The organism is Vibrio sp. 10N.239.312.D08, assembly GCF_041466145.1.
Classification (GTDB): domain Bacteria; phylum Pseudomonadota; class Gammaproteobacteria; order Enterobacterales; family Vibrionaceae; genus Vibrio; species Vibrio crassostreae_C.
In genome coordinates this window covers 11,576-36,993 of record NZ_JBFSSD010000036.1, presented here as the reverse complement: position 1 = coordinate 36,993, position 25,418 = coordinate 11,576, and the positions used below count along the sequence as shown (strand labels likewise).

Below are 25,418 nucleotides of genomic sequence, written 5' to 3'. Positions count from 1 at the left end.
CTCTAGTCAGCATTTGAATTCAATTTCCTTAGAAGGATCATGTAATGGATTTATCTACTCTACCTGCACTGGCGGTACTTTCTGACAACGTCACTATCGTTGAACACGAAGGTGTAAAACTGGTTCGCGTTATCCACGATAAAGCAAACGCAGCGATTTCACTGTTTGGCGGCCATGTGGTGTCATTCCAACCGCAAGGTCAAGAAGACCTAATTTGGATGAGCCAACAAGCTAAGTTCGATGGTAAAACGGCTCTGCGTGGTGGTATTCCAGTATGTTGGCCTTGGTTTGGTCGCATTGCAGCACCAGCACATGGTTTTGCCCGTTCAAGTGAATGGCAATTGGTTGAACACCGTGAAAGCGAAGCTGGCGTGATTGTTAGCTTAGGTCTGAAGCCAAGCGAAGAGACGCTAGCAGTATGGCCTCATCAGTTTGATGCTCGCTTGAATGTTGAGATCGGCGAACAACTAAAAGTAACGCTGGACGTGAAGAACACTGATTCTCAGCCATGGACTTTCTCTGGTGCACTACACACTTACCTAAACGTTGGCGATATCCACAACACAACCACCACTGGTATGGGTGCTGAGTACATTGATAGCCTGCAAGGTGGCAAGAACTGCCAAGGTGGATCTGAACTGGTACTGACCGACACGATTGACCGCGTTTACACGCAACCAGAAGCGCAAATCTTTGTTGCTGACAAGAAGCTGGATCGCACGCTAACAGTTGAAAACCACGGTCATAACTCTGCAGTACTGTGGAACCCGTGGGCAGAAGGCGCTGCGGGTATGGGCGACATGCAAGACGACGGTTACCTAACCATGCTATGTGTTGAATCAACACTGCACGCACCAAGCCTAGAAGCAGGAAAAACATTACAGCCTGGTGAAAACCACCAACTGATCACTGTGATTAGTGCCCAATAACCGTATAAATACAGTTATAAAAAACGATTTTTGAGCGGCTTTATGTCGCTCTTTTACTTTTTGGTTTTAGCTCGTTACACTTGCGCTGTCTATTCTCCTTTAGAGGTCTCCATGACTTACCAATGCCCTTTGTGTCACCAACCTTTATCTCAAAACGATCGTACGTTTAAGTGTGAAAAGAACCATCAGTTCGACCTAGCGAAAGAAGGCTACGTCAATTTGATGCCTGCGCACCACAAACGCTCAAAAGATCCAGGTGACAACAAAGAGATGATGCAGGCACGTCGTCGCTTCCTTGAAGGTAACCACTATGACCCAATGCGCCAAGCGGTGGTGACGTTGTGTTCTCGCTATCTACCAGAAGAGACGCCTAGCCTATTGGATATTGGTTGTGGCGAAGGTTATTACACCAACGAAATTGCTGTGAATCTTCAAGAAAAGAAAGGGGCTACTTTTGGCCTAGACATTTCTAAGATTGCTATCAAATACGCCGCTAAACGCTACCCTGCTGTCGACTTCTCAGTTGCATCAAGCCATCGCCTACCCTTTGCTGAAAACAGCTTAGACGGAATTCTACGCATTTACGCGCCTTGCAAGGCTGAAGAGTTACAACGCACCATCAAAGATAATGGTGTGGTGATCACCGTGACACCAGCTAGCCGACACCTGTATCAACTGCGTGATGCAATTTATGATGGCGTTCGCTTGCACGACGAAGATCCAGAAGTGATCGAAGGTTTTACGCTTGAGCATCAAGAGCAACTAAACTATATGATGGAACTATCGGGGTCAGATGCATTCGACCTGCTACAGATGACGCCGTTTGCTTGGAAGGCGAGTGAAGAGTTTAAACTACAACTCACCGAGGCAGAGCAATTCAACTGTGAAGCTGACTTTATGCTGCGAGTGTACCGCAAACAAATTTAATTGATATTGATTATCGTTTGCATTGAAATCTTATCTTGCCTCCTTTAGTATGCGTGTTCTTCAAGGAGGCATTTCATGCAACGTATTATTCTTATCGGATTAGCTACTCTTCTCACGGCTTGTGCTAGTCAACCTGCAAAAGACACTTCTCAAAAAGTGGCTCAAACGGAATCCGTTTCCACATTCTATGACTACCAGTTCGCTTCTCCACAAGGCGAAACACTTTCTCTCGATGCATTACCCGAGCAGCTGATTGACGCTGATGTGGTTCTAATTGGCGAATGGCACACGCATTCTGCCATTCACCGCTTCCAAACCGACTTCTTAAAAGCGCGCCGCAACGCAACATCAAACATTGCGCTTTCAATGGAACAGTTCACTCGAGAGCACCAAGCCACACTTGACCAATACTTAAACGGCGAAATTGGCGAACAAATTCTCATGTCTCAAGCGGCAGCTTGGCCAAATTACGAAAGTGATTACCGCGCGTTAGTTGAGTTCGCAAAAGCCAACGACGTCGATGTTATTGCGGCAAATGCACCAAAGCCATTCGTGCAGTGTATTGGCCGTAAAGGATTGCCTTACCTAGACCAATTATCGACCGAGCAACGCCAATGGATTGCTGCCGAAGTGGATACTGGCGATAGCCCTTACAAAGAAAAGTTCATGGCTTCTATGCATCACGGTACGCCAGAGCAAACAGAAAAGCAGTTTGCCGCTCAGGTTACCTGGGACGAAACCATGGCTGAGTCGATTGTGGATTACCTAGCATCAAACCCTGATAAACAAGTGATTCACGTGGCTGGCAAGTTCCACACCGAGGGTGGTTTAGGGACGGCGGCATCAATTCTACGTCGTAACCCTGATTTAAAAATCGCCATCATCAGCCCGGTTGAAGCGATCTCATCGGATAGCGGTGATTATCAGCTTGAAGTGCTTTCGCCGCCGGCTCGCTTTGTAAAGAAAGAGAACCGAATGAAGGCATACAAGCATCTGTCAAAACGTAGCGCTAGCCTAGAGTGTGAGTAGGATCTGTTGACCACTCTTCTAAGCTAAAGAGTCGATGGGCTAATCCTAGATAATTAGCCCATCGTCACAACTTGATCACGTTCCCGTCATTCATCCTAACTCTATCTAAAATCAAACATTCTTATCGGCACAAGACTTGCTTAGTAAATAGACGATTTAACCAAGCAGACGAAAATGTAATGTGCGAATAAAAAAACATCACTATCGATGATTAATTGCACAAGTTTTTCACACCTCTGCCGATACTATATTTAAGGATAGGTAAGGAGAGCTATATGACGCCAGTAGGAACGAGTAATACTCAGCTGTATTCGCCTTCGCAGATGAACGCTAAGAGTTCAGCTAACGAAGCTGAAAAGCCTACACCGCTTAAGGTTGAGCAAAATACGGTTAGGCTTTCTGATGAAGGCAAAGCACTCTTATCTGCCCTAAAAGAAATTGATAAAGAAGCGAAGAAAGTCGAAGCAGAAAACGCGACAGTTACCGATAAAGTTGAGTCATTCGCTCATGGTGCCTTGGGTATGGATCACCCAGATAAGATTGAAGAAGAAGATGATGGTTCTTATTCAGCGGGGCAATACCTGTCCGCAGCGGCAACCGTAGGCGGTATTCTTCTCGCACTCATTTAGCCTTGCCAACCTATCGCATTCTCTAGAATAAAAGCGATTTATCGTTACGACAATAGACCCGATTAGGTCTAAAAAACGAGTTCATTCCATAATTCCGCTCTCATTTTAATGGAATAATACTCGTGAAAAACACTTTTGAGCTTATCGATAAGCCAACCTTTTTTGGTGCTATAGCACTCCTACTCACGATAGTTTTCCCGCTCATTTTGTTCCCTGCACAGGGCGCAGACTGGATTGCGGTTGCGAAAACATTCATGACTGATCAACTCGGATTCCTGTATCTTGCTCTAGGTCTCGCAGCCTGTGCATTTATGGTGTACGTAGTATTCAGTGATATGGGACAAATTAAACTAGGCGAAGCTGATGAAGAGCCTGAGTTTAAAACTGCATCATGGGCTGCCATGCTATTTTGTGGCGGTATCGGTGCAAGTATCTTGTATTGGGGCTGTATTGAGTGGGCTTACTACTACCAATCACCGCCTTTCCAACTAGAACCTGGCAGTGAAGAAGCAGTACGCTGGGCTGCGACCTACGGCCTATTCCACTGGGGACCAATCGCATGGTCTATCTACCTAATCCCGGCAATTCCTATCGCTTACTTCTTCTACGTACGTAAACAACCTGTTCTAAAGATTTCAAGCGCATTAATGCCTGTTCTTGGTGAACACCGTAGTAAAGGCGTACCAGGAAAGATCGTTGATATCCTATTCATTTTCGGTCTATTAGGCGGCGCTGCAACAACATTAGGTTTAGCCGCTCCTCTGATCACTGAAGGTCTAAATCACCTATTTGGTCTACCTAAAAATAACCTAACGCAAGTGATGGTGCTTTTAGTGTGTACTGCGATTTTTGCTTACTCATCTTATGCTGGATTGGAAAAAGGCATCAAGATCCTAAGTAACATCAACTTCTGGGGTGCGATGGGTCTACTGGCTTTCGTTCTGATCGCGGGTCCAACAATCTTCATGTTAGAAACAGGCTTAGACTCAATTGGTCGTCTACTGTCTAACTTCTTCGTGATGGCAACGTGGGCTGAACCATTTGGTGGTTACGGTACATTCGAAAACACTCACTTCCCACAAGACTGGACGATTTTCTACTGGGCATGGTGGCTAGTATTTGCACCGAGTATGGGTCTGTTTGTTGCGCGTATCTCTCGCGGCAGAACCATCAAACAAATGGTGTCAGGGTCGATCTTCTTTGGTTCTCTAGGTTGTTTCCTGTTCTTCATGATCTTAGGTAACTACGGCCTATCACTGCAGCTTTCTGGTGAGCTAGATGTCGTTGCCATTTTGAATGCGGAAGGCGCAACCAAAGCTATCTTCTCGATGCTTGCACAATTACCAATGAGCACGCTGGTTATCGCTGTATTTACAATGCTGTGTATCATTTTCACGGCAACAACATTTGACTCTATCTCATACATCCTAGCGTCTGTTGTACAAAATAACGTGACCGAAGAGCCAATGCGCTGGAACCGTATGTTCTGGGCATTTACTCTGTCGTTCTTACCAACGATTCTAATGTTCTTAGGCGGTCTAAGTACGCTACAAACGGCGGCGATTGTTGGTGGCTTACCACTGCTTGCTATCTCTGTGATGCTGATGATTTCAGCGGTTCGTGCGACTAACCTCGACCTACGCCATCAAGATGCGTATATCGAGCCAACGATCAACATCGAAGAACTGCCAGACATGGACCCTTGGTCTGCTGAAGGTATGGCGTTGGCTCAGTTTGAGAAAGAAAGAGATGCAGCACAAGAAGCCGCAGAACTTGAGCGTGTTGCTTACACAGAACTTGCCGCAGTGAAGAAAGAAATTCGCGCTTATGTGTTAGAACAAGGTTCACAAATGGAAACTCACGAGTTACCAGAGAACCTACAACAAGCACTTGAGCAGGCCGAGAGTAATCTTAGTGCCGCACAAGCGAAAAAGATCGAGTTATCTGAGCAAGCTCAGAATGCTCGTATCACGTTCAATCAGGTGGTTGCAGACTTACCGCTTGCTTGACATTAGCCATGACACAGTCCATTGATTTGGACCCTCCTAAATACGACAAAGGCTCACAGAAATGTGAGCCTTTTTTTATTCGGGTGATTGACTAGTCTTCGTTAACTAGCGGTTCGGGTGGTTCAAGATGTGATCTTCCCAATCGACAACATCGATTTCGTATACCACTTTGTTACGAACGCTTTCACCTGCTGCATGCATCTCTGTTTTTGATCCGGTGATCAACGGGTGCCATTCAGGAATCGGCTTAGATTCTGATAAAAGGCGGTAAGCACAAGTGTCTGGTAGCCAGTGAAACTCATCGATCTTGTCACGAGTCAGCTTCAAACACTCTTCACCTGAAGTGAAGCGGTTCGGGTAATCTTTACACGAACATGTTTTGTCGTTTAACCAGCTACACGCCACATTGGTGTAGTAAACTTCATCGCTATCTTCATCCATTAGTTTATGTAGGCAGCACTTACCACAACCGTCGCAAAGTGATTCCCACTCATTCTCGGTCATCTGTTCTAGTGTCTTTTCTTGCCAAAATGGATTCGTCATAGGATTACTTCTTACTCTTTTACTGGGGTGCGTGTTATACCGCTAGCCCATAAAAAGTTCAAGGATAATAATTGTTCATTCTTTGATTCAATCAACAGCTGTCACTCTCATCATTTTTTGCTACTATCGCGCACCCTGTTATTTAGTGAGTTTAATTTGATGGAATGTCGCCTAGGTTGTGGAGCATGCTGTATCGCTCCAAGTATTACATCTGCTATTCCTGGAATGCCTAATGGTAAGCCTGCTGGGGTACGCTGCATCCAATTAAATGAGCAAGATCTCTGCAAATTATTTGGTCAACCTTCACGCCCGAAGGTATGTCACCAATTCAAAGCTTGCCCTGTCATTTGTGGTAAAACCGACCAAGAAGCGCTTGATAACCTTATTGAGCTCGAAGCAATAACTTAACAATACTTTTCTTCTTATATATGCCCAAGATTTCACAACTTTGATAGAACTAAACTATCTTATTGATACTGGTAAAGATTAATAAGGATAGTTATGAATAAGTATATCGCAGAAATGTTCGGTACATTTTGGTTGGTGTTGGGTGGTTGTGGTAGTGCCGTCTTAGCCGCTGCTTTTCCCGATGTAGGTATCGGCTTACTCGGGGTTTCCCTCGCGTTTGGTTTAACCGTACTCACCATGGCTTTTGCTATTGGCCATATATCCGGCTGTCATCTCAACCCTGCTGTTACAATAGGTCTTTGGAGCGGTGGTCGCTTTGATGCCAAAGACGTCGCACCTTATATTATTGCCCAGGTCATTGGCGGTATTATCGCGGGGGGGGTGTTATTCGTGATTGCTTCAGGCCAAGCAGGCTTTGACGCTGCGGTATCTGGCTTTGCTTCAAATGGTTACGGTGAACACTCACCGGGCGGCTATTCACTTACCGCTGCACTGGTCTGTGAAGTGGTCATGACCATGGTATTCCTATTCGTGATCATGGGCGCAACTGATTCAAAAGCGCCTGCTGGGTTTGCACCCATTGCGATTGGTCTCTGTTTGACCTTGATTCACCTTATCAGTATTCCTGTAACCAACACCTCTGTGAACCCTGCTCGAAGTACCGGCGTGGCTGTATTTGTCGGTGATTGGGCCGTTTCGCAATTGTGGCTATTCTGGGTTGCACCGATTATTGGTGCCGTGATTGGCGCGATGATATACAAAGCGGTGAGAGGTTCAGATTAAGCGCTGAAAAACGTCTAAAGCAATAAAAGAAAAAGCCGCTTAGTGATGCTTCACCAAGCGGCTTTTTTAGATCTTATGACGACCGAGTAAGGAGTGCGAAAGCGTGGTGCCATCCACCAGCTCTAGCTCACCACCAACGGGAACACCATGAGCGATACGGCTAGCGTTCACTTCATGGGCATTACATAGCTCAGCAATGTAGTGCGCTGTCGCTTCCCCTTCAACTGTTGGGTTAGTCGCTAGGATTACTTCAGAGATATCACCACGACGCAGGCGGTAGTCCAAAACATCGAGACCGATGTCACTTGGACCAATACCATCAAGTGGTGAAAGGTGGCCCATCAATACAAAGTAACGGCCTGAATATTGGCCAGTCGCTTCTATTGCTGCAATGTCTGCAGGGCTTTCTACTACACAGATTTGACCATTTTCCTGACGTTTAGGATTGGTACAAATGTGGCAAGTATCTTCTTCAGTAAAAGTACGGCACTCATTACAGTGACCAATTTCGGTCATTGCTTGGCTAAGAGCTTCAGCCAATTGTAGGCCGCCTTTTCTATCGCGCTGTAACAAATGAAAGGCCATACGCTGCGCCGACTTGGGGCCAACCCCAGGTAGACAACGTAAGGCCTCCATCAAATGCTCCAGCATATGACTGGTACGCATATTTAACCGTTCTAATGTTCAAGTAATAGCCTGTTCAACACAAACCACCACCTGAATTAACCTTTAAGAATAAGTTACTTAGAAAGGCATCTTCATACCTGGTGGAAGTTGCATTCCGCCAGTTACGCTAGCCATTTTCTCTTTTTGAGTTTCTTCAACGCGACGAGCCGCATCGTTGAAAGCAGCAGCGATAAGATCTTCAAGCATCTCTTTATCGTCTTCCATTAGGCTTTCATCGATATCAACACGGCGAACGCTGTGGCTACCAGTGATCGTTACTTTTACAAGGCCAGCACCTGACTCACCTGTAACTTCCATATTTGCGATTTCTTCTTGAAGCTTTTGCATGCGCTCTTGCATTTGCTGGGCTTGCTTCATCATGTTGCCCATACCGCCTTTACCAAACATGTTAATACTCTCTGGTCTAATTGGTTTATTAAAATTAATTAAGCTATACGAGCTTAAATGGGGGTTAAAACAGTGTGATTCAACCCCTCGATGTTCAGTTCTCAGGTTTGCTTATCTGGGATGATATGCCGGTCACTAAACAAGAAAACGTTCTAGATAGGACGAACGCTGTCTCTGTCGAGTTCAGCGGCAAAACGTCTTTCAATGAACTGTACGTTGGCATCGTTTTCTAAAGCGGTAAACGCGTCTTTCAACTTACCTTGGTACAACCTTTCTCGTAATTCTAGCGGCGTTTCTCCACCATCACCGATTTCAACACTCAAATGACACTCTTCTCCAAGCACAGTATTGAGAGACTGCAATAATTCACTCTGTGCACGGTCCGTATTCAAGTGAGCTTGGCTCGCTCTTAACGTTAAAGTGATTGATGTGTCGTTTTTAGCAAACACTGAGTTCAATGCTAACTGTTCAACAAGCTTGGCTGTCTCTAGCTTTTGAATCGTGGCGGACCATTCATCTTGAGCAATCGACTCTTGAAGCAATTTGTCGACCATTTCTGGTGTCTTAATATGCTCTAACGCACGCTTGATCTGAGTAGGTGTAAGCTCTTTGCTCACCTCTTTCACTACAGGTTTAGACGGTTTCCAGCGATAAGGTTCATTATCGTTGGTCACATTTTCTGTCGAAGAGGCTGATAAAGAAGCTGGCGACACCCGCTCAGAACCACCGTGTTGCTGAGCAACTCGATCAAGAACTGAAGTTTTAGCTGGTGTCGCTTTAGCCTTTTTTGGCGCCGAGCCTTTGTTTTCTGTTGCCGCGCTGCCTCTACGTTGAGAACGTAATTGGTGGCGTAAACCACTCACAGGCGAAGTTGCACGCGCCGGCTGCTCTTGCGGAGCAGAAGGTGCAACGCTTGGCTGTTGAACCGGGCTCTGGTTTTGATAATTCGTTTGTTGCTGCTGAGGCTGATCTGCACCGTAGCTTGGACGCTCATCATAAGCAGGAGGCGCGTCATACTGGCTATGCGGGTAATCCTGTTCTGGATAACCTTGGTTACCTGAATGATCAGCGTAACCTTGCGAATCTGAATACTGTGCTGGATTCTGCTGCGGAGCCTGTTGCACCGGTTGCTGCTGCATAGCTTGCTGTTGAGGCGCCTGTTGTTGCATCTGAGGCTGTCTCGGAGCTGCCATTGGCGCAGGTTGACTCACTGACTGAGCAACGTTCTGAGCTTGAGCTGCTGGAACTGGCGCTGGGCTTGCCGACTGAGTCGAGATTGCAGTAGCAACCGCTTGTTCAGCAGGTCTAAAGGCCAACATGCGTAAAACTACCATCTCAATACCAACACGAGCAGTTGGCGATAACGGTAAGTCTTCACGACCTTTCAATACGATCTGGTAGTAAAGCTGAATGTCTTGAGGGCTTAGTGCCTTACTCAACAGTTCAAGCTTCTCAGCGTCAGGCTGTGCCTTATCTAGTGTAGATGGCAAAGCTTGGAACATCGCAAGACGATGCAGTTGAGTCGCAAGCTGATTCAGCAAACCGTCCCACTCAACACCGTTCTCAGCAAGGCTTTGGATACACGCCATCGCTTGTTGCGGCTGCTTACTGCTAATCGCTTCAAGCAAGTGGATAGCTTGGTCGGTATCCAGTGTCCCAAGCATATGAGCAACAGTATCTGTTACGACATTGCCGTTACCTAATGCGATAGCTTGGTCTGTAAGGCTTAGTGCATCACGCATACTGCCATCAGCAGCATGAGCAATCATTCCAAGCGCACGAGACTCAGACGTCACATCTTCTTGTTCAAGAATATGATCGAGCTGCTCGTGAATATTATCAACGCTGATCGGCTTAAGGTGGAACTGCAAACAACGCGACAAGATAGTCACTGGAAGCTTCTGTGGATCCGTTGTTGCGAGCAAGAATTTCACATACTCAGGCGGCTCTTCTAAGGTCTTTAGAAGCGCATTGAAGCTGTGCCTAGAAAGCATGTGGACTTCATCGATTAGGTAAACCTTGAAGCGACCACGTGCAGGCTTGTACTGAACATTGTCCAGAAGCTCGCGGGTATCTTCTACCTTAGTACGTGATGCCGCATCAATCTCAAGTAGGTCAACAAAGCGACCTTCATCGATTTCTTTACAGGTTGCACATTCACCACAAGGTGTTGAGGTAATGCCTGTTTCACAGTTGAGCCCTTTAGCAAACAAACGGCCGATGGTCGTTTTACCGACACCTCGTGTACCGCTGAACAGGTATGCATGGTGCAACCTGTTCTGGCTAAGGGCATTCTCTAATGCTGTTAAAACATGGGCTTGACCAACCACTTCTTTGAATTTGGTTGGTCGCCATTTTCGCGCTAACGCAAGATAGCTCATGAATAATTCCGAAAAGGATTAGTGACCGTCGAATTCGCAGATGCTAAACACTTCTAGACCTAAGCCTTGTAAGCGCTTGTCACCACCGATTTCTGGAAGGTTAATAACAAATGCAGCGTGTTCTACCACACCACCAAGCTGACGAATCAACTTTGTTGTTGCTTCAATCGTACCGCCCGTTGCTAGCAAATCATCAACCATCAACACTTTATCGCCTTCAACGATAGCATCAGTATGGATTTCTAGAGTGTCGGTGCCGTACTCAAGCTCATAAGATTGTGCCACAGTTTGACGAGGCAGCTTGCCCGGCTTACGAACAGGAATGAAGCCAACACCTAGCTCAAGTGCCAAAGGCGCACCAAATAGGAAACCACGAGCTTCAGTACCAACGATCTTAGTAAAGCCCATGTCCTTGTATGTTTCCGCTAGCAGGTCGATAGTCGCTTTGTAAGCTACTGGATCTTCCATCAAGCTTGTTACGTCACGGAACAAAATACCCGCTTTAGGGTAATCAGGAATGCTTTTGATGCTTGCTTTGATCAGAGAGATTTTTTCTGTGTTCATAATCTTATGCACTTCATTAGGCCGCTTTCCAAACTCTCGTTAACGAATCAAACATCAACGCTCGGAATTAAGGAAAGGTACGATTGGTATTCATTGCAACGAGAGTCATAACTCTGATTGCTGAAATAATAAACGCCCGCTATACAAGCAGGCACACTGGCTTAATGGTAGTGATTTTCTTTGCTGTCAGCAACCAACTCATGGGTTGGAAGTCGCATAAACCATGTGAGAAGAATAACAAGTACACAAATTAGGAAAGCCTTGACCCAAATGATAGGGGCAAAGTAGATGGATAACGCAAAACTCAACAAGATAAAGAATACGCCACGCGTTTTAACTTGTTTGGTGACGGCACCGTGTTGATACCAATTGTTCAGCAAAGGACCCAGCGTTTTGTGCTCATGCATCCATTTATGAACTTTCGGATTGCTTCGCATGAAGCATGCGCTGGCAAGAAGGAGAAAAGGAGTGGTTGGCAGAACGGGCAAAACTATCCCTAGAACTGCGAGAAATATACAAAGTCCACCAGCAATATTGAGGCTTAAAACTCGAACGCTAATTGTGGCCTCCTTGAGTTAGCTATCACCAATCGGCGACGACAGCTTAACTAGAATGTTGCGTAACCATTGAATACACGGATCAACGTAAGTGTTGCTGGTAGCAATGGAATCATTAAAAATGCGGCTAAAAATCCTAAAAAGTAGAATACATTAAACGGGTCTTGAAAGTCTTTGTTATCTGCCATGATTGTTTCTTGTTTTTGTTAGTGAAGGTAAGTATCCGGCGAACCAAACCCGCTTTGCTAAATCGACATTTAACAAAAAAGGCATAGCCACACCATTTGCGCAACTATACCTTAATCAATTATTCACAAAAACCGAGGAAATATAGGGTTAATCAGTAGACCCTTGGTGTATGTCTAAACTAAAACTTGCCGCTCCAATTAGGCTCAACGACAGTTGGCAGCCCTGTTCGATCGGAAGGTCCCGCGTAATAAAGTTCTTCTTGCAGTTCTTACCCAAGCGCTCACCTGCTGCAATATATTGATTCAATTCACCATTCGACCATTGCCCGTCTAGACCCGCAGGCAAAATGGAGATGGTTCCCTCGGCAAGGTCAGCAACACCAAACAAGGCATTCACTGGGGTGGAGCATTTAGAGCAACGAATCCCCTTCTCTAAGATTTCAGCAATATCTTTGAGATCAACATTAAAATCTTTTCTGTTTCTTATGTAATCGTGGAACAGCGCTCTCACTAACAATGTTGTCGCGGAGCCGCCATTATCAGACGACGATGAATCGACGAGGTAAAAAGCAAACTGCCCGTTCATCATCCACGCATAGTCAAACACAAGTGGCATCATCTCTGTTGATTGCAGTAACCGGTAACTGCAACGCCATGAGCCTTGTCGCGTATCTTTCTCTGGAAGCAGCGCATGCAGTAAGTCTTTTGCTGCGCTTGGGTTATCTTGAAGGTAATTCAGGTGCCAATGCAGTTCTTGGTCTTCAGGGATCTCTCCCCCATCATCCACACAGAACCATTGGCTCGAAAAATCTCGTTGGTCTGAAATGTTATCGAACGAATCTGTCAATGTATTCGCAATCGCACTTCCTAGGTGACGGTGATCCTCTAATGGCTTCGCCAAGAAGTCTTTAATACCAAATCGCAAGGCTTTCGCCACGTCAGACATGTCATCAGTGCCAGACACAACGATCATAGGCAGTGACGGGTACTCTAAACTGAGCTCTTCCACAAGCTCTATGCCATCAAGTATTGGCATTGATAAGTCAAACACAATTAAATCTGGCGCTGAGTCTCTAAGTTTCTGCAAAGCGTCCAGTCCATTTTCAGCCTCAACCACTTTATAACCGACCTTGTCTAGGTACGCGCTGGTTATACGGCGAAAAATAGGATCATCATCAACCAACATCACGCATTTTTGGTTAATTACTTCCTGAGCCGAGGTCATTACTGGCTGACTGTGAGTTTTGTACATAATCTATAACCTCACAAAACTAAGTCGAATTATTATTGTTATCTGTTCTAAGAACTAATATAAAACTTAGTAATAAAATGCTAAATACACAAATTTGCACTCTTTACTGGTAATTCGTGACGAGGGTTGGAATACTTGTAAATAGTGCAACGAGTTGACGTAACGCAAACATTGATCTCACTGTTACGTATAAATTAGATGAGATTGTAAACAAATGTGTCTGGATTTATGAAATTAGATGATTTAAACCTCTTTCGACTCGTCGTTGAAAATGGGAGCTACACCGCAACATCGCGCAAGACTATGATTCCGGTTGCGACCATCACACGACGCATCCAAGCCTTAGAAGATTCTTTGAACCTTAGGCTTCTCAATAGACACGCGCGTAAACTTTCTTTAACAGAGGCAGGCGAACGTTTCTTCAATGAATGCTCTCCGCTGTTGCAACGTCTCTCTTCTACTGCAGAAGAGTTAACTGACGTGTGCAAAGGCGCTTCCGGTAAGATTCGTATTACGGCACCCTCAAACCTGACCAAGCGCATGATGATGCCAATGTTCAGTGAATTCATGATTCAATACCCTGATATCAATATTGAGCTGATGATGAACAACCAAGCGGATCAGCTGGATCCAACGGAGTGGGACGTAATTTTCCGAGTCGGCCCTCAGCGTGATTCAAGCCTAATCGCTCGAAAAATCAGTGAAGTCAAAGATATTCTTATCGCGAGCCCTGAGTACTTAGCGAAGAACCCAGCTCCAAGCCATGCTGAAGAGCTAGCGAACCATTCGCTACTCAAAGGCTACCCGCTGATTAAGTGGCAGCTGAGTAATTCGAATGAAGAGACGGTGGTGAATAGCGAGAAAGGCCGTTTCAACGCCAATGCGCTTAATGTCGTAAGACAAGCGTGCTCAGAAGGCCTAGGTATCACCCTGATGCCTGACGTGATGATTCGTGAATACATTGAAGATGGCAGCTTAGTGCAAGTCTTAGAAGACTGGAGCGCTAACCCTCGTGATATTTACATGCTTTATAACCACAAAGACCATCTACCAGAGAAAGTGAGATTGTTTATTGATTTTGTGATCGCATACCACATTCATTAAGGTCAATCCCCTTCTCTATAAACAAAAAACCAGAGCCGATGCTCTGGTTTTTTATTTTCTGTATCGCTAGCAATTATGAAGCATTGCTGGCAAAAACTCTTTATTACTGACGAAACGCTCTAACTAAGCGCCTTCGTTGTGTAACTCTAAGTTAGCAAGATCTTGTTGAATCTCACGCTGAACCTTTGAGTCGTCATTACGCAAAGAGTCTAGGAAATCTAGGTACACTTGGTCGATATCGCCCGTTACATACTCGCCGTTAAATACAGAAGTATCAAAACGAGAGATGTCTTGATTGCCCATGCCCACTGCAGAAATCAGATCTGGTAGCGTTTGGAAAATCAAGGCGTCTGCGCCAATCTGCTTACAAATCGTTTCGTTATCACGACCATGAGCAATCAACTCTGTCGCGCTCGGCATATCAATGCCGTAAACGTTAGGGAAGCGAACCTCTGGAGCAGCTGAAACCATGAAGACCTTATTTGCGCCAGAATCACGAGCCATCTCAATGATCTGCTCTGATGTTGTGCCGCGAACGATAGAATCGTCAACCAGAAGAACGTTCTTACCTTTAAACTCAGAGCGAATTGCGTTGAGCTTACGGCGAACCGACTTCTTACGTTGTTGCTGACCTGGCATGATGAATGTGCGGCCAACATAGCGGTTTTTCACGAAACCTTGACGGTATGGCTTATTGATCGCTTGAGCGATTCGTAGCGCAATATCGTTTGATGTTTCAGGGATTGGAATAACTACATCAATGTCTAAGTCTGCGTACTCTTCTTTAATACGCATACCAAGCATCTCACCCATCTCAACGCGTGCGCTGTAAACCGAGATTTTGTCGATGAATGAATCTGGGCGTGCAAAGTATACAAACTCAAAGATACATGGGTTTAGTTGTGGGTTGTCTGCACATTGCTTCGTGAAAAGCTCACCGTCAAACGTTGCGTAGATAGCTTCACCTGGTGCTACGTCGCGCATGAAGTCGAAACCAACAGCATCGAGTGCTACCGATTCAGACGCAACCATGTACTCTGTTTTACCTTGAACTTCACGCTTACCAAGACACAATGGACGAATACCATGTGGGTCACGGAATGCGATCATGCCGTGGCCGATGATCATCGCCGTTACGGCGTAAGCACCACGAATTGTACGATGCACATTTGCCACAGCGCGGAAAACGTCATCTGAAGTTACGTTACCTTTAACAGTATCGATCTCATGAGCTAATACGTTCAGTAGAACTTCAGAGTCAGAGGTTGTGTTTACATGACGACGGTCTTTTTCGAACAACTTCTCACGAACTTCGTTTGCGTTCGTCAGGTTACCGTTGTGCGCCAACGTAATGCCAAAAGGAGAGTTTACGTAGAAAGGCTGAGCTTCAGACGCACTTGAACTACCCGCAGTAGGATAACGAACATGGCCAATACCAACTTCACCTTGTAGGCGCTGCATGTGTTTTGCTTCAAAAACATCTTTTACTAAACCGTTCGCCTTACGCAGACGGAAACGATTGCTTTCTATGGTACAAATACCAGCGGCATCTTGGCCACGATGCTGCAATACCGTTAAAGCGTCATAAATAGACTGGTTTACAGGTGTTGAACCCACGATTCCAACAATACCACACATGTCCTAATCCTCGATTTTTCGACATTAACTGGCGCTAGAGCGCGCCAGATAAGAAACTAGATGTTGCTTGTAAATGCTCGAAGAACGGCGCAATGATTCGACTAAATTCTGGAACCAATTGCGAATTCTTCCACCACTCAGAACTTGGGAATGCAGTAAACGCATCCATGAAAAACAACACTGCAGAAACAATCAAAACACCACGTAAGCCACCAAAGACGACACCGAGGATTCTGTCTGTACCTGACAGGCCTGTTTTCTGAACTAGTTGACCGATGACATAGTTAACTAAGGCACCCACAACTAACGTTGCAACAAACAATGCTGCTATCGCAGTTCCGTTTCGAAACATCTCATCTTCGATATTGGTGAAGTACATCGCTAATTTAGCGTAGTACTGGCTAGCAATAAAAAATGCTCCAAACCAAATAACGAGTGACAAGGCTTCTTTAGCGAAACCACGAACTAAACTGATCACGGCAGAGAAGCCGATCACGCCTAAAATGACAAAATCTAACCAATTCATGAATTCTTCATCTTAAGTTGGCGCGCATTTTAACAGAAAAAATGCTGACGCAAACGTTTTCTTATGGATTTAACGGTTTAAATTTGAGCAACTGGCCTTTTGAACCCGTAATTTTTTCTAATTCCTTAATTTGTCGCTCAAGTTTGGATTTAGAGACATCCGGGCCAATAATTACTCGCGTAAAAGTTTTTTCTTGCTTGGTGTGAGCCTGATAACCGCGCTTTTGCAGATCCTTAACAACGTTTTTTGCGTTGTCAGCATTCTTCAAAGCCATCAATTGAATAATCCAAGCACTGTCTTGGTATTCATTTTTTTCAGGTATCGGCTTAACCACAACTGCCACTTTGTCTGCTTCTTTATCATTAGAAGAAGACGCGGTTTGCGTGTTTGAATTATCAGTACGACCACTTTCAACCACTTGCTCAACCGGAGAATCCGGTAGCGCTATCTGATCTTCAACGGGATCGAGTACTTCAAACACTTCAACATTACTATCAAGCTCAGGCTTAATTGGAATGCTTGCAAACTCTTCTTTGTAGTGGAGCTTCTTACCATCCAGCACATCGGGCAATACAATCACGCCAATGGCCACTAAAATGATGGTGCCGACTAACCGGCTTTGGAATTTACTTGCCATTTAGTTTCCTTTTTTCTGCCAATGCTCCAACACTTCACCCACTGTATGGAAAGAACCGACAACCAACACAACATCGTCACCTTTAACAGAAGCTAAAGCCGCTTCAAACGCTACAACAGGGTTTGAATACCGCTCTACACCTTCAGGTAAGCTTTGACACAATTCAGCGGCTGTTGCGGCTCGTGGGCCGTTCAGCGAAGCTGGGTACCAATGTGTTGTTATTGGAGCTAATACTTCCAATGTCGCGGGGATATCTTTGTCATGAAGCATGGCGACTACAACGTGTAAATTTTTGCCTGCATACTTCTTCGCGACTTGCTGCGCAAAGTACTCAGCAGAATGCGGGTTGTGCGCCACATCAAGCACAATCACGGGTTGTTCGCTAATTTGCTGCATACGACCTGGAAGCTGCGCATTCTTCATGCCGTTAACCACGTTCACGTCGCTAATACTAAGCTCTGATGTGCCCAATGCCATCAACGCTGTTGCAGCGTTAGGTAACGGCAGGCTTGGAATAGGTAGCGATTCTAGTTGGAATGCACCACTGCGCCAGTTCCACGTATCACCGTCAACATCATAAGTGTATTGAATACCGACTTGGTAGAACTCAGCCTTAATGTCATCAGCGTGCGCTGCAACCGTTGCCGGTGGCTTGGGTTGACCACAGATAGCGGGTTTACCGCTACGATAAATGCCCGCTTTCTCAAAACCAATCACATTGATGTCATCACCTAGCCAGTCAACATGGTCGACAGCCAAACTAGTAATCACAGAAACATCATGCTCAACGATATTGGTCGCGTCTAAACGCCCGCCTAAACCCACTTCTAAAAGCACAACATCAACCGCTTCAGTTTGAAATGCACGTAACGCCGCTAAAGTGCCATATTCGAAAAAACTCAGGCTGATTTCGCCACGCTCTTTCTCAATGAAATCGAAAGACTGAACCATCTTTTCATCAGATAGATCTTGGCCGTTGATACGAACACGTTCGTTATAGCGAATTAAGTGAGGAGAGCTGTAGACACCAACTGAGTAACCAGCGTCCAATAGAATCGCTTCCATCAGTGCACATGTTGAGCCTTTGCCATTGGTTCCGGCAACAGTAATAACATGTTGAGCAGGTTTGGTGAGGTTTGCCTTAGAGGCGACGGCCTGAACTCGGTCTAATCCAAGATCAATAGCGCTTGTGTGGATGTTTGATAAATAATCAAGCCACATCTCCAAAGAGGATGTGGCTTGAGGAATAGGTTGTTGACTCATCTAACTCATAACCATAATTAAGTTGGTTTGTTAGAAGGTACTTTACCCTTTTTCTGGCGCTTCTGGTACTTCATAAGTAGCTTCATTCGGTGAATCGTTCACAGAAACTACTAATGGTGAAGGCTGGTTGGTCATTTTAGCAACAAGGCTTGCAACGCGCTGACGCATCTCACGACGGTCAACAATCATGTCGATAGCACCGTGGTCTAGTAGGAACTCACTGCGTTGGAAACCTTCAGGAAGGTCTTCACGTACCGTTTGTTCGATTACACGACGTCCAGCAAAACCGATCAGTGCTTTTGGTTCACCAATATTGATATCGCCAAGCATTGCCAAACTTGCAGAAACACCACCCATTGTTGGATCAGTCATAACTGAAACAAACGGTAGGCCTTTCGCAGATAAACGCTCAAGCGCAGCACTGGTTTTCGCCATTTGCATTAGAGACATCAATGCCTCTTGCATACGAGCACCACCACTTGCAGAGAAACACACTAAACCACAGTTGTTCTCGATAGCAGCATCTACCGCTTTCACGAAACGAGCACCAACAACAGAACCCATTGAGCCGCCCATGAATGAGAATTCAAAAGCACACGCTACGATAGGTAAACCCAATAGTTCGCCTTTCATTGCAACTAATGCGTCTGTTTCACCACTGTTCTTTTGAGCAGCAGAGATACGTTCTTTGTAACGCTTAGAGTCTTTAAACTTCAGCTTGTCTTGTGGCTCAAGATCAGCACCTAGTTCAACACGCTCACCTTTGTCTAGGAATGTATCCAGACGACGACGTGCTTTCATGCGCATGTGATGGTCACATTTTGGACATACTTCTAGGTTACGCTCTAGTTCAGCATGGTACAGAACCTGCTCACAAGAAGTACATTTCGTCCAAACACCCTCAGGGATAGACGCTTTACGAGATGTTACGATGTTGCTTTTTTCTAAAATCTTTTCAAGCCAACTCATGGAAGACCTTTTTGTTTCGATTCTTCCGCTTGATTGCGAAAGAAATAAATTTGGGAATTATGCGTGGGAATTAAAGCACATAAAACAGCGACTGTAGATAAAAAACTGGTTGTACCTATTTCCTGGGACTATCTTACGCACTAAACCGTAATAATTTTTGAACCTAAGTCTCACATTTAGTTCAAATTATCCGGTAAAAATAGAGGACCAATTGGCTCTCGTGGTAGCTCAAAATGTTCAGGATAATCAACATCCACCAGATACAAACCTTCCGCTTTTGCAGTTGCGCCGGCTACTTTTCGATCTTTAGCTTCTAAAAGCCACTGGATCCACTCTGGTTTCTGCTCACCTTTACCTACGGCAATAAGGCTACCCGTAATATTCCTCACCATGTGGTGAACAAACGCATTCGCTTTAATATCGATCACAATGTAGTGTCCATGACGAGTCACGTTCAAGTGAATCATGTTTCTCCATGGGCTACGAGATTGACAGTGTGTTGCCCTGAACGAAGTGAAGTCATTCTCACCAAGTAAGTACTGACCCGCTTCATGCATTTTTTTCTCATCAAGATGACCATGATAATGGCTCACACCTGAATTCAAAATGCCTGGGCGTAGTGCATGGTTAAAGATAATGTAGCGATAACGGCGGGCAGTAGCCGAGAAACGAGCATGGAAATCCTCATTCACTTCTGTCGCCCAACGAACCGCAATATCTTTTGGCATGTTGGCATTCGCGCCCATTGTCCATGCCACCATTTTACGATCGACATTAGTTTCAAAGTGAACGACTTGTCCCGTACCGTGAACACCGGCATCTGTACGACCTGCGCACATAACTTCTACAGGGTGATTCGCGACAACTGAAAGAGCCTTTTCCAATTCTTCTTGGACACTTTTCACGTCTCGTTGGCGCTGCCAACCAAAGTAGTGGGTACCGTTATATTCAATACCTAAAGCAATTTTCATGTTCTTGTTCTCTTTGAAAATGGGCGAGAAGTATATACGGAAATCAGTGCTAGCCCAAATAGGATGGGGCTAAAACTTCAATAAACAATCAGCATCGACCGAGACGATGCTGTTGAAAAACCAAATGAAACGATAGCGCTCTGTATCGCCTTAAAATAAAGGGTAGCCAACGCTACCCTTTCTGATTTGTAAATTTATCGACCGTTTAACGTATCGATAAGATTTTTTGCCTCTCGACGAATATCATCGCTGCCGTCAACGATTGCCTCTTCTAGAAGCTTAATTGCCCCTTGCGAGTCACTCATCTCGATGTAGATTTTGGCCAAATCAAGCTTACCCGCAGCTTCTGCATTGCTGTCGACATCATAATTGCCAATATCACCGATAACATCAGGGAATTCGTTAAGACCCACATCCAGTTTAAGCTCTTCATCGTCTGGATTAATGACTTCTTCACCTTCTTGCTCGACTTGAGCCATTAGCTCATCAATCGTCATGTACTGCTTATCACGACTGTTGCCTGATTCGGTTAGATTGTCTTGTTCAGCCCAATTCTCTTCTTTGATTTTCGGTTCAGCTTGCTGTTCAGCCGATGCCCAAATCTCTTGTTGGTCATCAGGCACATCATTATGCATGCTCGATTGTTGTTCTGGCGCTAGGTTAAAGCCTTTCCAGTCTTCGCCGCCGACTTCAAGCATGGCGTCAATATCTAACCCTGCGCTATCAATCGAAGTTGCGTCCAATGGCTTATCGAACATGTTGTCGACAGAGTCTTGAACATCTTCAGAAAGCAACTCAGCTAATGCTGTCTCATCAAAGTCATCAAAGCCTTCTAGTGGCTCGTCTTGAACCGCTGCAGGCGTTGAGTTTGGCTCTGAAGCCGCGCTCAGTGATTGTTCTGGCTGTGCAAAACCAGCCGGTTCAGAGTCTTCAGCACTCGAGAAATCATCAGCCTGACTATAGCTCTGCGGATTTGAGAACAGATCATGCAACGCATCTTGCTCTTCGCCTTGTGGGCTGAAAGAAGTCAGTGGTGTTGGCTTCTCAGCAAACGCATCAGAGATGGCTTCATCTTCACCATATTCCGGTAAATCAAACTCATCGAACTCTACGCCTTGGGCTTCCGCCACCGGCTCGGCATTGCTTTGCTCAATATCATCTAAAACAGAGTCTGCTTTTGCGCTTTCTTCATCGTACTCCGGAAGATCAAGGTCATCGAACTCGAACTTCTCTGTGTCAGGCGCTAAGTCTTGCTCTAACTGTGCTTCATCTGGTTCACTCACCACTTCCGCTAACGCATCGTCTTCACCAAACTCTGGTAGTTCGAAGTCATCAAGCGAGAATTCTTCTTCGCTTTCTGGTTTCGCAGTTTCAACTTGTGGTGCAGCATCTAACTGAGGCTCAGCGGTAGGTTGCGATTCAACACTTGATTGAGAGTCTATAGCAGGCGTTGCTGGCTCTGTTGTTGATTCAGCATCAGCTTCCGCTAGTGCGTCTTCTTCACTAAACTCTGGTAAGTCGAAATCATCAAACGAAAACTCTTCGTCGTCTTGCGCCTGAGCTATAACTTGGGCTTCAGTTTGAGGCTCAACACTTGGTTGAGCATCAATAGCTGGCGTTACTGGTTCTGGTGTTGATTCAGCATCAGCTTCCGCTAGTGCATCTTCTTCATTAAACTCTGGCAATTCGAAGTCATCAAACGAGAATTCTTCTTCGCCTTCTTGTCCTAGAACTTCAGCTTGTTCTGCTACTTCCGCTTGTGGTGTAGCTTCAACTTTCGGTTCAGCGACAGGTGTCACTAGCTCTGGTGTTACGTCAGTTTCCGCTAATGCTTCTGGTTCAGACGCCTCATCTTCAATCAGCCAATCATCGTCTTCTGGCACACCAAATTCATTTGGAATGATCTCTGGCATGTTTGCAGCACGAACTGGCTCTGGCTCTGGCTCTGGCTCTGGCTCTGGCTCTGGCTCTGGCTCTGGCTCTGGCAAGGATTCAACGACATCTTCAAGCTGATCGCTACCTTGGATTTTCGGTTCAAAGTCAAAATCAGAGTCAATGTTCGCTGGCGACTCTACATCGTCGATGGCTTCAGCTAACCAGTCTTCAACCGTTTCTTCTTCATCTTCAGAGATATCGTTCAAAGACGATGGCGAAGCTTGCTCTTGTACGTCGGCTTCTTTCGGCTCTGGTTCTTGTGGTGCGGTTTCTTCTTTAACTCGCTCTTCAAAATCTGGTTTGTCAAAATCAGAATTCTCAGATAACAGCGAGTCGATATCCAGTTCATCATCTTCAACCGATGATGCGGTTTCTTGCGCTGATACTTCGTCGCTGTCTAAAAGAGACGCTTGCTCTGGTTCAACCGTATTGTCAATTGATGGTTCAACAGGCTCTTCTATTGCTGGCAACAAATCATTGTCATCAGAAGTCATTAACTCATCAATCAACGCTTCGTCTGTTGTTTCTAGCGAGTCATCAAGCAAAGCATCCGTTGCCGGTGCGACACCGAACAAATCATCGATAAAACCATCACGATTAAAGGCTTCATCATTTTCTGGCTTAATGTCAGAACTTTCTTGAGTCATTTCAGAATCTAACGATTCATCAGTAACGACTTCAGGTTGTGGTGTTTCACTAATGTCCGGATCTTGCTTAGGCTCACCTTCAGAGGTTAACGGAGTAAGCTCAACGTCTGAGTCCTTTTCAGGCTCCTCATTGGCGTTGTCCAAACCAAAGGCTGCGTCTAACTCTTTATCAAACGTCTTATCTTCAGATTCAAGCTCGTCTTCAATGCCACTTGTCAGTAAGTCATCAAATGGGTCTAGAGATTCTGATTTTGATGCATCCGCTAAAAGCTCATCATCTGACAATTCACTATCAAGGAAATCATCCAATAAGTCGGTACTTTCGGCGTCGAGTTCGAAATCATCGTCGTCAGAGTCACCTATTAATTCATCCAAGGTTTCCGTGCTGTCTTCTGCGATGTTGAGGTCATCATCGGTCGATAAACCAGAAAGCTCTTCAAGCTCAGACAGAGAATCAAAGCCAAGAGGTTCGCTTTCAGACTCATCATCCGAATCGTCCCCTAGCATCTCATCAAGAAGGTCTGTCGAGTTACTTAGGTCTACGTCATCGCCTGCCAGTTGCTCATCAAGCAGATCAACGCTGTCTTGAGGTTCTTCATTTACGATGGGCTTATCGAACTGAGACAGAATGTTTTCGATATCATCATCAGACGCCAAACCACTGTTTAGGTTAGTGGCAATCTCATCGTCGCTATCGAGGTTGAAAGGGTCATTCGCTTGATCGTTCTGAGCAGCAACTTGGGCAAAGATGTCATCAATATCATCATTCGCTGTCGGTGAAGCTGGCTCAGGGGACTGTTGTTCAGAGATTAGAGCATCAATATCAAAATCGTCATTGCTCAAATCAACAGGCTTAGTCTCACTTTGTTGCTCAGAGATAAGCGCATCGATGTCAAAATCATCGCTTGCTGGTGTTTCAGTGCTAGAAGGCGAATCACTTTGCTCTTCCGAAATCAGAGCATCAATATCGAAGCTGTCGTCATCTTCGTCATCAAGAGCAAACAGATCATCTAATAAAGATTGGTCTAGCTCGTTGGAACCGAGATCTTCAGTTTCAGACTCTTGAGATAGTAAAGCTTCAATGTCATCAGCAGACATTGCGTTATCATCAGAAAGATCAAAGTCGACATCATCAGTATCGACGGCGCTTTCCGCTGTTTTGTCTAGCGCACGTTCCATCTCTTCAAGGCCAAGCGCTTTCTCTTCGCCATTAACACTAATGCCGTTGCTGCTGTCTAAATCTAGATCGTCGAAGTTGGTGTCTAAATCACCGTTTTCGCCAATGCTAGCAAATGGGTCATCGTCTTCACCATCTAGATTGAAATCGAGATCAGATTCATCTAAACCAGCAAAGACATCATCCTCTTCGGCTAGCGCTTGATCGTCAAACAGCTTGTTGGCGTCATCTTCCGTACCAAACAAGTCATCATCTAAAGACAGCTCGTTAAGGTCGTCCATCTCGTCGCCCAATGTAATAGGTGCAACGGTACTTGGTTCTGGCTGGAGCGGTTGTTCTTGAGTCGTCTGCTGTTGCTCATCATTTTTAGAACGACGGCCTAACAGCATCACAACGATCAAACCAATGAGCAGACCTGGAATAATCGCAAGAGCCGCCACTAACCAACCATTCGATAACAGTTCGTCCATGACACTTGGTGCCATCTTTTCAATTTCGGCGTTCTTTCTGCGCTCTTCATCAAGCAGCTTTTCCACTTCGCTACGAATGCGGTCTTCATCACTGAGCTCTGTTTTTAGCTCATCCACTTCCGATTGAACATTCGATAACATCAAACGAAGTTGGTGATTTTTCTCTTCAAGTGACAGCAGTTCAGTTTCTGAAAGCTCTAGCTGCTTCTCTAACTTGTTCATCTCTTGGGTTGGTGCAGATTGAGCTAGAGATGATTGAGTTGGAGACAATGGCTTTTTAGCAGTTTCAGTAGTGCTTACTTGCTTAGCAGGAGTAACATTTTTTGCATCAGAACTCGGCGCTTTGGGTTTTGAAGCGACAGGCTTACTTGCAGGAGCATCAAGCTTAGCAAGATGTGAGTTCATGATGTTGATAGCTTGCTGCGTCGAGCTTGCACGTGCTTGCTCTAAAGAAGGCACGCGTAGATTGCTCGCAGGCAGCAGGCTATGGATATTCTGGTTTTCAAACGCTTGTGGGTTTAAGCGATAAATAGCCAACAGAGTTTGTTGGACTGAAACGGAGTTATCAGGGCGTAACTTTGAGGCAATAGACCACAATGTTTCTGAGCCGCGAGTTGGACCATAGAAACGTGAAGGCTCAGCGCTATTTGATTGCGCTCTTTGAAGTGGTTCTGAAAACGTAGGCGCTGATTGTATCTGGCCATTAGGCCCTACAACTCGAATGGAATCTGCACGAACAACGGAAATCTGAGTCGCAATGATAAAGGCAAAAGGCATTAACCACGGCTTGAAAATTTGAAACATAAAA

General features: G+C 45.3%; 23 protein-coding genes. 8 read left to right on the top strand and 15 right to left on the bottom strand.

Features of this window, described 5'->3' with window-relative positions; genetic code table 11:
* Nucleotides 1-44: 44 nt before the first annotated feature.
* From AB6D58_RS17620 to AB6D58_RS17600, 5 genes are all read left to right on the top strand, one after another.
* Entirely contained in the window at nucleotides 45-929 is an 885-nt protein-coding gene (locus AB6D58_RS17620; protein WP_372157909.1) for a D-hexose-6-phosphate mutarotase, read from the top strand.
* 111 nt (nucleotides 930-1,040) lie between these two features.
* A complete protein-coding gene (gene rlmA / locus AB6D58_RS17615; RefSeq protein ID WP_017059384.1) occupies nucleotides 1,041-1,856 on the top strand; it encodes a 23S rRNA (guanine(745)-N(1))-methyltransferase in 816 nt (271 codons plus the stop codon).
* Between the two features lie 75 nt (nucleotides 1,857-1,931).
* Nucleotides 1,932-2,885, top strand: a complete 954-nt coding sequence (locus tag AB6D58_RS17610) for a ChaN family lipoprotein (RefSeq protein ID WP_017059385.1) — start codon at nucleotides 1,932-1,934, stop codon at nucleotides 2,883-2,885.
* Nucleotides 2,886-3,160: 275 nt separating this feature from the next.
* Nucleotides 3,161-3,514 (top strand): hypothetical protein, encoded by a 354-nt coding sequence (locus AB6D58_RS17605; RefSeq protein ID WP_017059386.1) that lies wholly within the window; start codon nucleotides 3,161-3,163, stop codon nucleotides 3,512-3,514.
* A gap of 122 nt (nucleotides 3,515-3,636) precedes the next feature.
* Complete coding sequence (locus AB6D58_RS17600) at nucleotides 3,637-5,523, top strand: BCCT family transporter (protein WP_017063436.1); 1,887 nt, start codon at nucleotides 3,637-3,639, stop codon at nucleotides 5,521-5,523.
* 105 nt (nucleotides 5,524-5,628) lie between these two features.
* Here AB6D58_RS17600 and AB6D58_RS17595 read toward each other — a convergent pair whose 3' ends face one another.
* Nucleotides 5,629-6,066 (bottom strand): YcgN family cysteine cluster protein, encoded by a 438-nt coding sequence (locus AB6D58_RS17595; RefSeq protein WP_017059388.1) that lies wholly within the window; start codon nucleotides 6,064-6,066, stop codon nucleotides 5,629-5,631.
* Between the two features lie 159 nt (nucleotides 6,067-6,225).
* Between AB6D58_RS17595 and AB6D58_RS17590 the strand changes: the two genes are divergently transcribed.
* Nucleotides 6,226-6,474: a YkgJ family cysteine cluster protein gene (locus tag AB6D58_RS17590; RefSeq protein ID WP_017059389.1), complete on the top strand. Its 249-nt coding sequence runs from the start codon at nucleotides 6,226-6,228 to the stop codon at nucleotides 6,472-6,474.
* Between the two features lie 93 nt (nucleotides 6,475-6,567).
* Nucleotides 6,568-7,257, top strand: a complete 690-nt coding sequence (gene aqpZ, locus AB6D58_RS17585) for an aquaporin Z (RefSeq protein WP_372157907.1) — start codon at nucleotides 6,568-6,570, stop codon at nucleotides 7,255-7,257.
* 66 nt (nucleotides 7,258-7,323) lie between these two features.
* Here aqpZ and recR read toward each other — a convergent pair whose 3' ends face one another.
* The 7 genes from recR to AB6D58_RS17550 form a co-directional block, all read right to left on the bottom strand.
* A complete protein-coding gene (gene recR, locus AB6D58_RS17580; RefSeq protein ID WP_019823189.1) occupies nucleotides 7,324-7,923 on the bottom strand; it encodes a recombination mediator RecR in 600 nt (199 codons plus the stop codon).
* 78 nt (nucleotides 7,924-8,001) lie between these two features.
* Complete coding sequence (locus AB6D58_RS17575; protein ID WP_017062338.1) at nucleotides 8,002-8,331, bottom strand: YbaB/EbfC family nucleoid-associated protein; 330 nt, start codon at nucleotides 8,329-8,331, stop codon at nucleotides 8,002-8,004.
* A gap of 152 nt (nucleotides 8,332-8,483) precedes the next feature.
* The gene (gene dnaX / locus AB6D58_RS17570; protein ID WP_102320048.1) at nucleotides 8,484-10,712 is read right to left on the bottom strand and encodes a DNA polymerase III subunit gamma/tau; all 2,229 of its coding nucleotides are present in this window, start codon (nucleotides 10,710-10,712) and stop codon (nucleotides 8,484-8,486) included.
* Nucleotides 10,713-10,730: 18 nt separating this feature from the next.
* Entirely contained in the window at nucleotides 10,731-11,276 is a 546-nt protein-coding gene (gene apt, locus AB6D58_RS17565; protein WP_017062340.1) for an adenine phosphoribosyltransferase, read from the bottom strand.
* 161 nt (nucleotides 11,277-11,437) lie between these two features.
* Nucleotides 11,438-11,809 carry a YbaN family protein gene (locus AB6D58_RS17560; protein WP_029225617.1) on the bottom strand — a complete coding sequence of 124 codons (372 nt, stop codon included), beginning with the start codon at nucleotides 11,807-11,809 and terminating at the stop codon, nucleotides 11,438-11,440.
* Nucleotides 11,810-11,883: 74 nt separating this feature from the next.
* Nucleotides 11,884-12,021, bottom strand: a complete 138-nt coding sequence (locus AB6D58_RS17555) for a hypothetical protein (RefSeq protein WP_017067606.1) — start codon at nucleotides 12,019-12,021, stop codon at nucleotides 11,884-11,886.
* A gap of 148 nt (nucleotides 12,022-12,169) precedes the next feature.
* Nucleotides 12,170-13,273 (bottom strand): response regulator, encoded by a 1,104-nt coding sequence (locus tag AB6D58_RS17550; RefSeq protein WP_372157904.1) that lies wholly within the window; start codon nucleotides 13,271-13,273, stop codon nucleotides 12,170-12,172.
* Nucleotides 13,274-13,501: 228 nt separating this feature from the next.
* Between AB6D58_RS17550 and AB6D58_RS17545 the strand changes: the two genes are divergently transcribed.
* Nucleotides 13,502-14,377, top strand: coding sequence for a LysR family transcriptional regulator (locus AB6D58_RS17545; protein ID WP_017062344.1), 876 nt, complete (start codon nucleotides 13,502-13,504; stop codon nucleotides 14,375-14,377).
* Between the two features lie 123 nt (nucleotides 14,378-14,500).
* Here the strand turns inward: AB6D58_RS17545 and purF are convergent, their stop codons facing one another.
* The 7 genes from purF to AB6D58_RS17510 all read right to left on the bottom strand — a co-directional run bounded on the left by purF (nucleotide 14,501) and on the right by AB6D58_RS17510 (nucleotide 25,414).
* Nucleotides 14,501-16,015: an amidophosphoribosyltransferase gene (gene purF / locus AB6D58_RS17540; RefSeq protein ID WP_017062345.1), complete on the bottom strand. Its 1,515-nt coding sequence runs from the start codon at nucleotides 16,013-16,015 to the stop codon at nucleotides 14,501-14,503.
* Nucleotides 16,016-16,049: 34 nt separating this feature from the next.
* Entirely contained in the window at nucleotides 16,050-16,541 is a 492-nt protein-coding gene (locus AB6D58_RS17535; RefSeq protein ID WP_009848678.1) for a CvpA family protein, read from the bottom strand.
* 61 nt (nucleotides 16,542-16,602) lie between these two features.
* A complete protein-coding gene (locus AB6D58_RS17530) occupies nucleotides 16,603-17,178 on the bottom strand; it encodes an SPOR domain-containing protein (RefSeq protein ID WP_017070741.1) in 576 nt (191 codons plus the stop codon).
* Nucleotides 17,179-18,441 carry a bifunctional tetrahydrofolate synthase/dihydrofolate synthase gene (gene folC, locus AB6D58_RS17525; protein ID WP_017062347.1) on the bottom strand — a complete coding sequence of 421 codons (1,263 nt, stop codon included), beginning with the start codon at nucleotides 18,439-18,441 and terminating at the stop codon, nucleotides 17,179-17,181.
* Between the two features lie 42 nt (nucleotides 18,442-18,483).
* A complete protein-coding gene (gene accD / locus AB6D58_RS17520) occupies nucleotides 18,484-19,410 on the bottom strand; it encodes an acetyl-CoA carboxylase, carboxyltransferase subunit beta (RefSeq protein WP_017062348.1) in 927 nt (308 codons plus the stop codon).
* Nucleotides 19,411-19,586: 176 nt separating this feature from the next.
* On the bottom strand, nucleotides 19,587-20,381 hold the full coding sequence (gene truA, locus AB6D58_RS17515; protein WP_004734161.1) for a tRNA pseudouridine(38-40) synthase TruA: 795 nt from the start codon (nucleotides 20,379-20,381) through the stop codon (nucleotides 19,587-19,589).
* Between the two features lie 194 nt (nucleotides 20,382-20,575).
* Nucleotides 20,576-25,414 carry a FimV/HubP family polar landmark protein gene (locus tag AB6D58_RS17510; RefSeq protein WP_372157901.1) on the bottom strand — a complete coding sequence of 1,613 codons (4,839 nt, stop codon included), beginning with the start codon at nucleotides 25,412-25,414 and terminating at the stop codon, nucleotides 20,576-20,578.
* Between the last annotated feature and the right edge of the window lie 4 nt (nucleotides 25,415-25,418).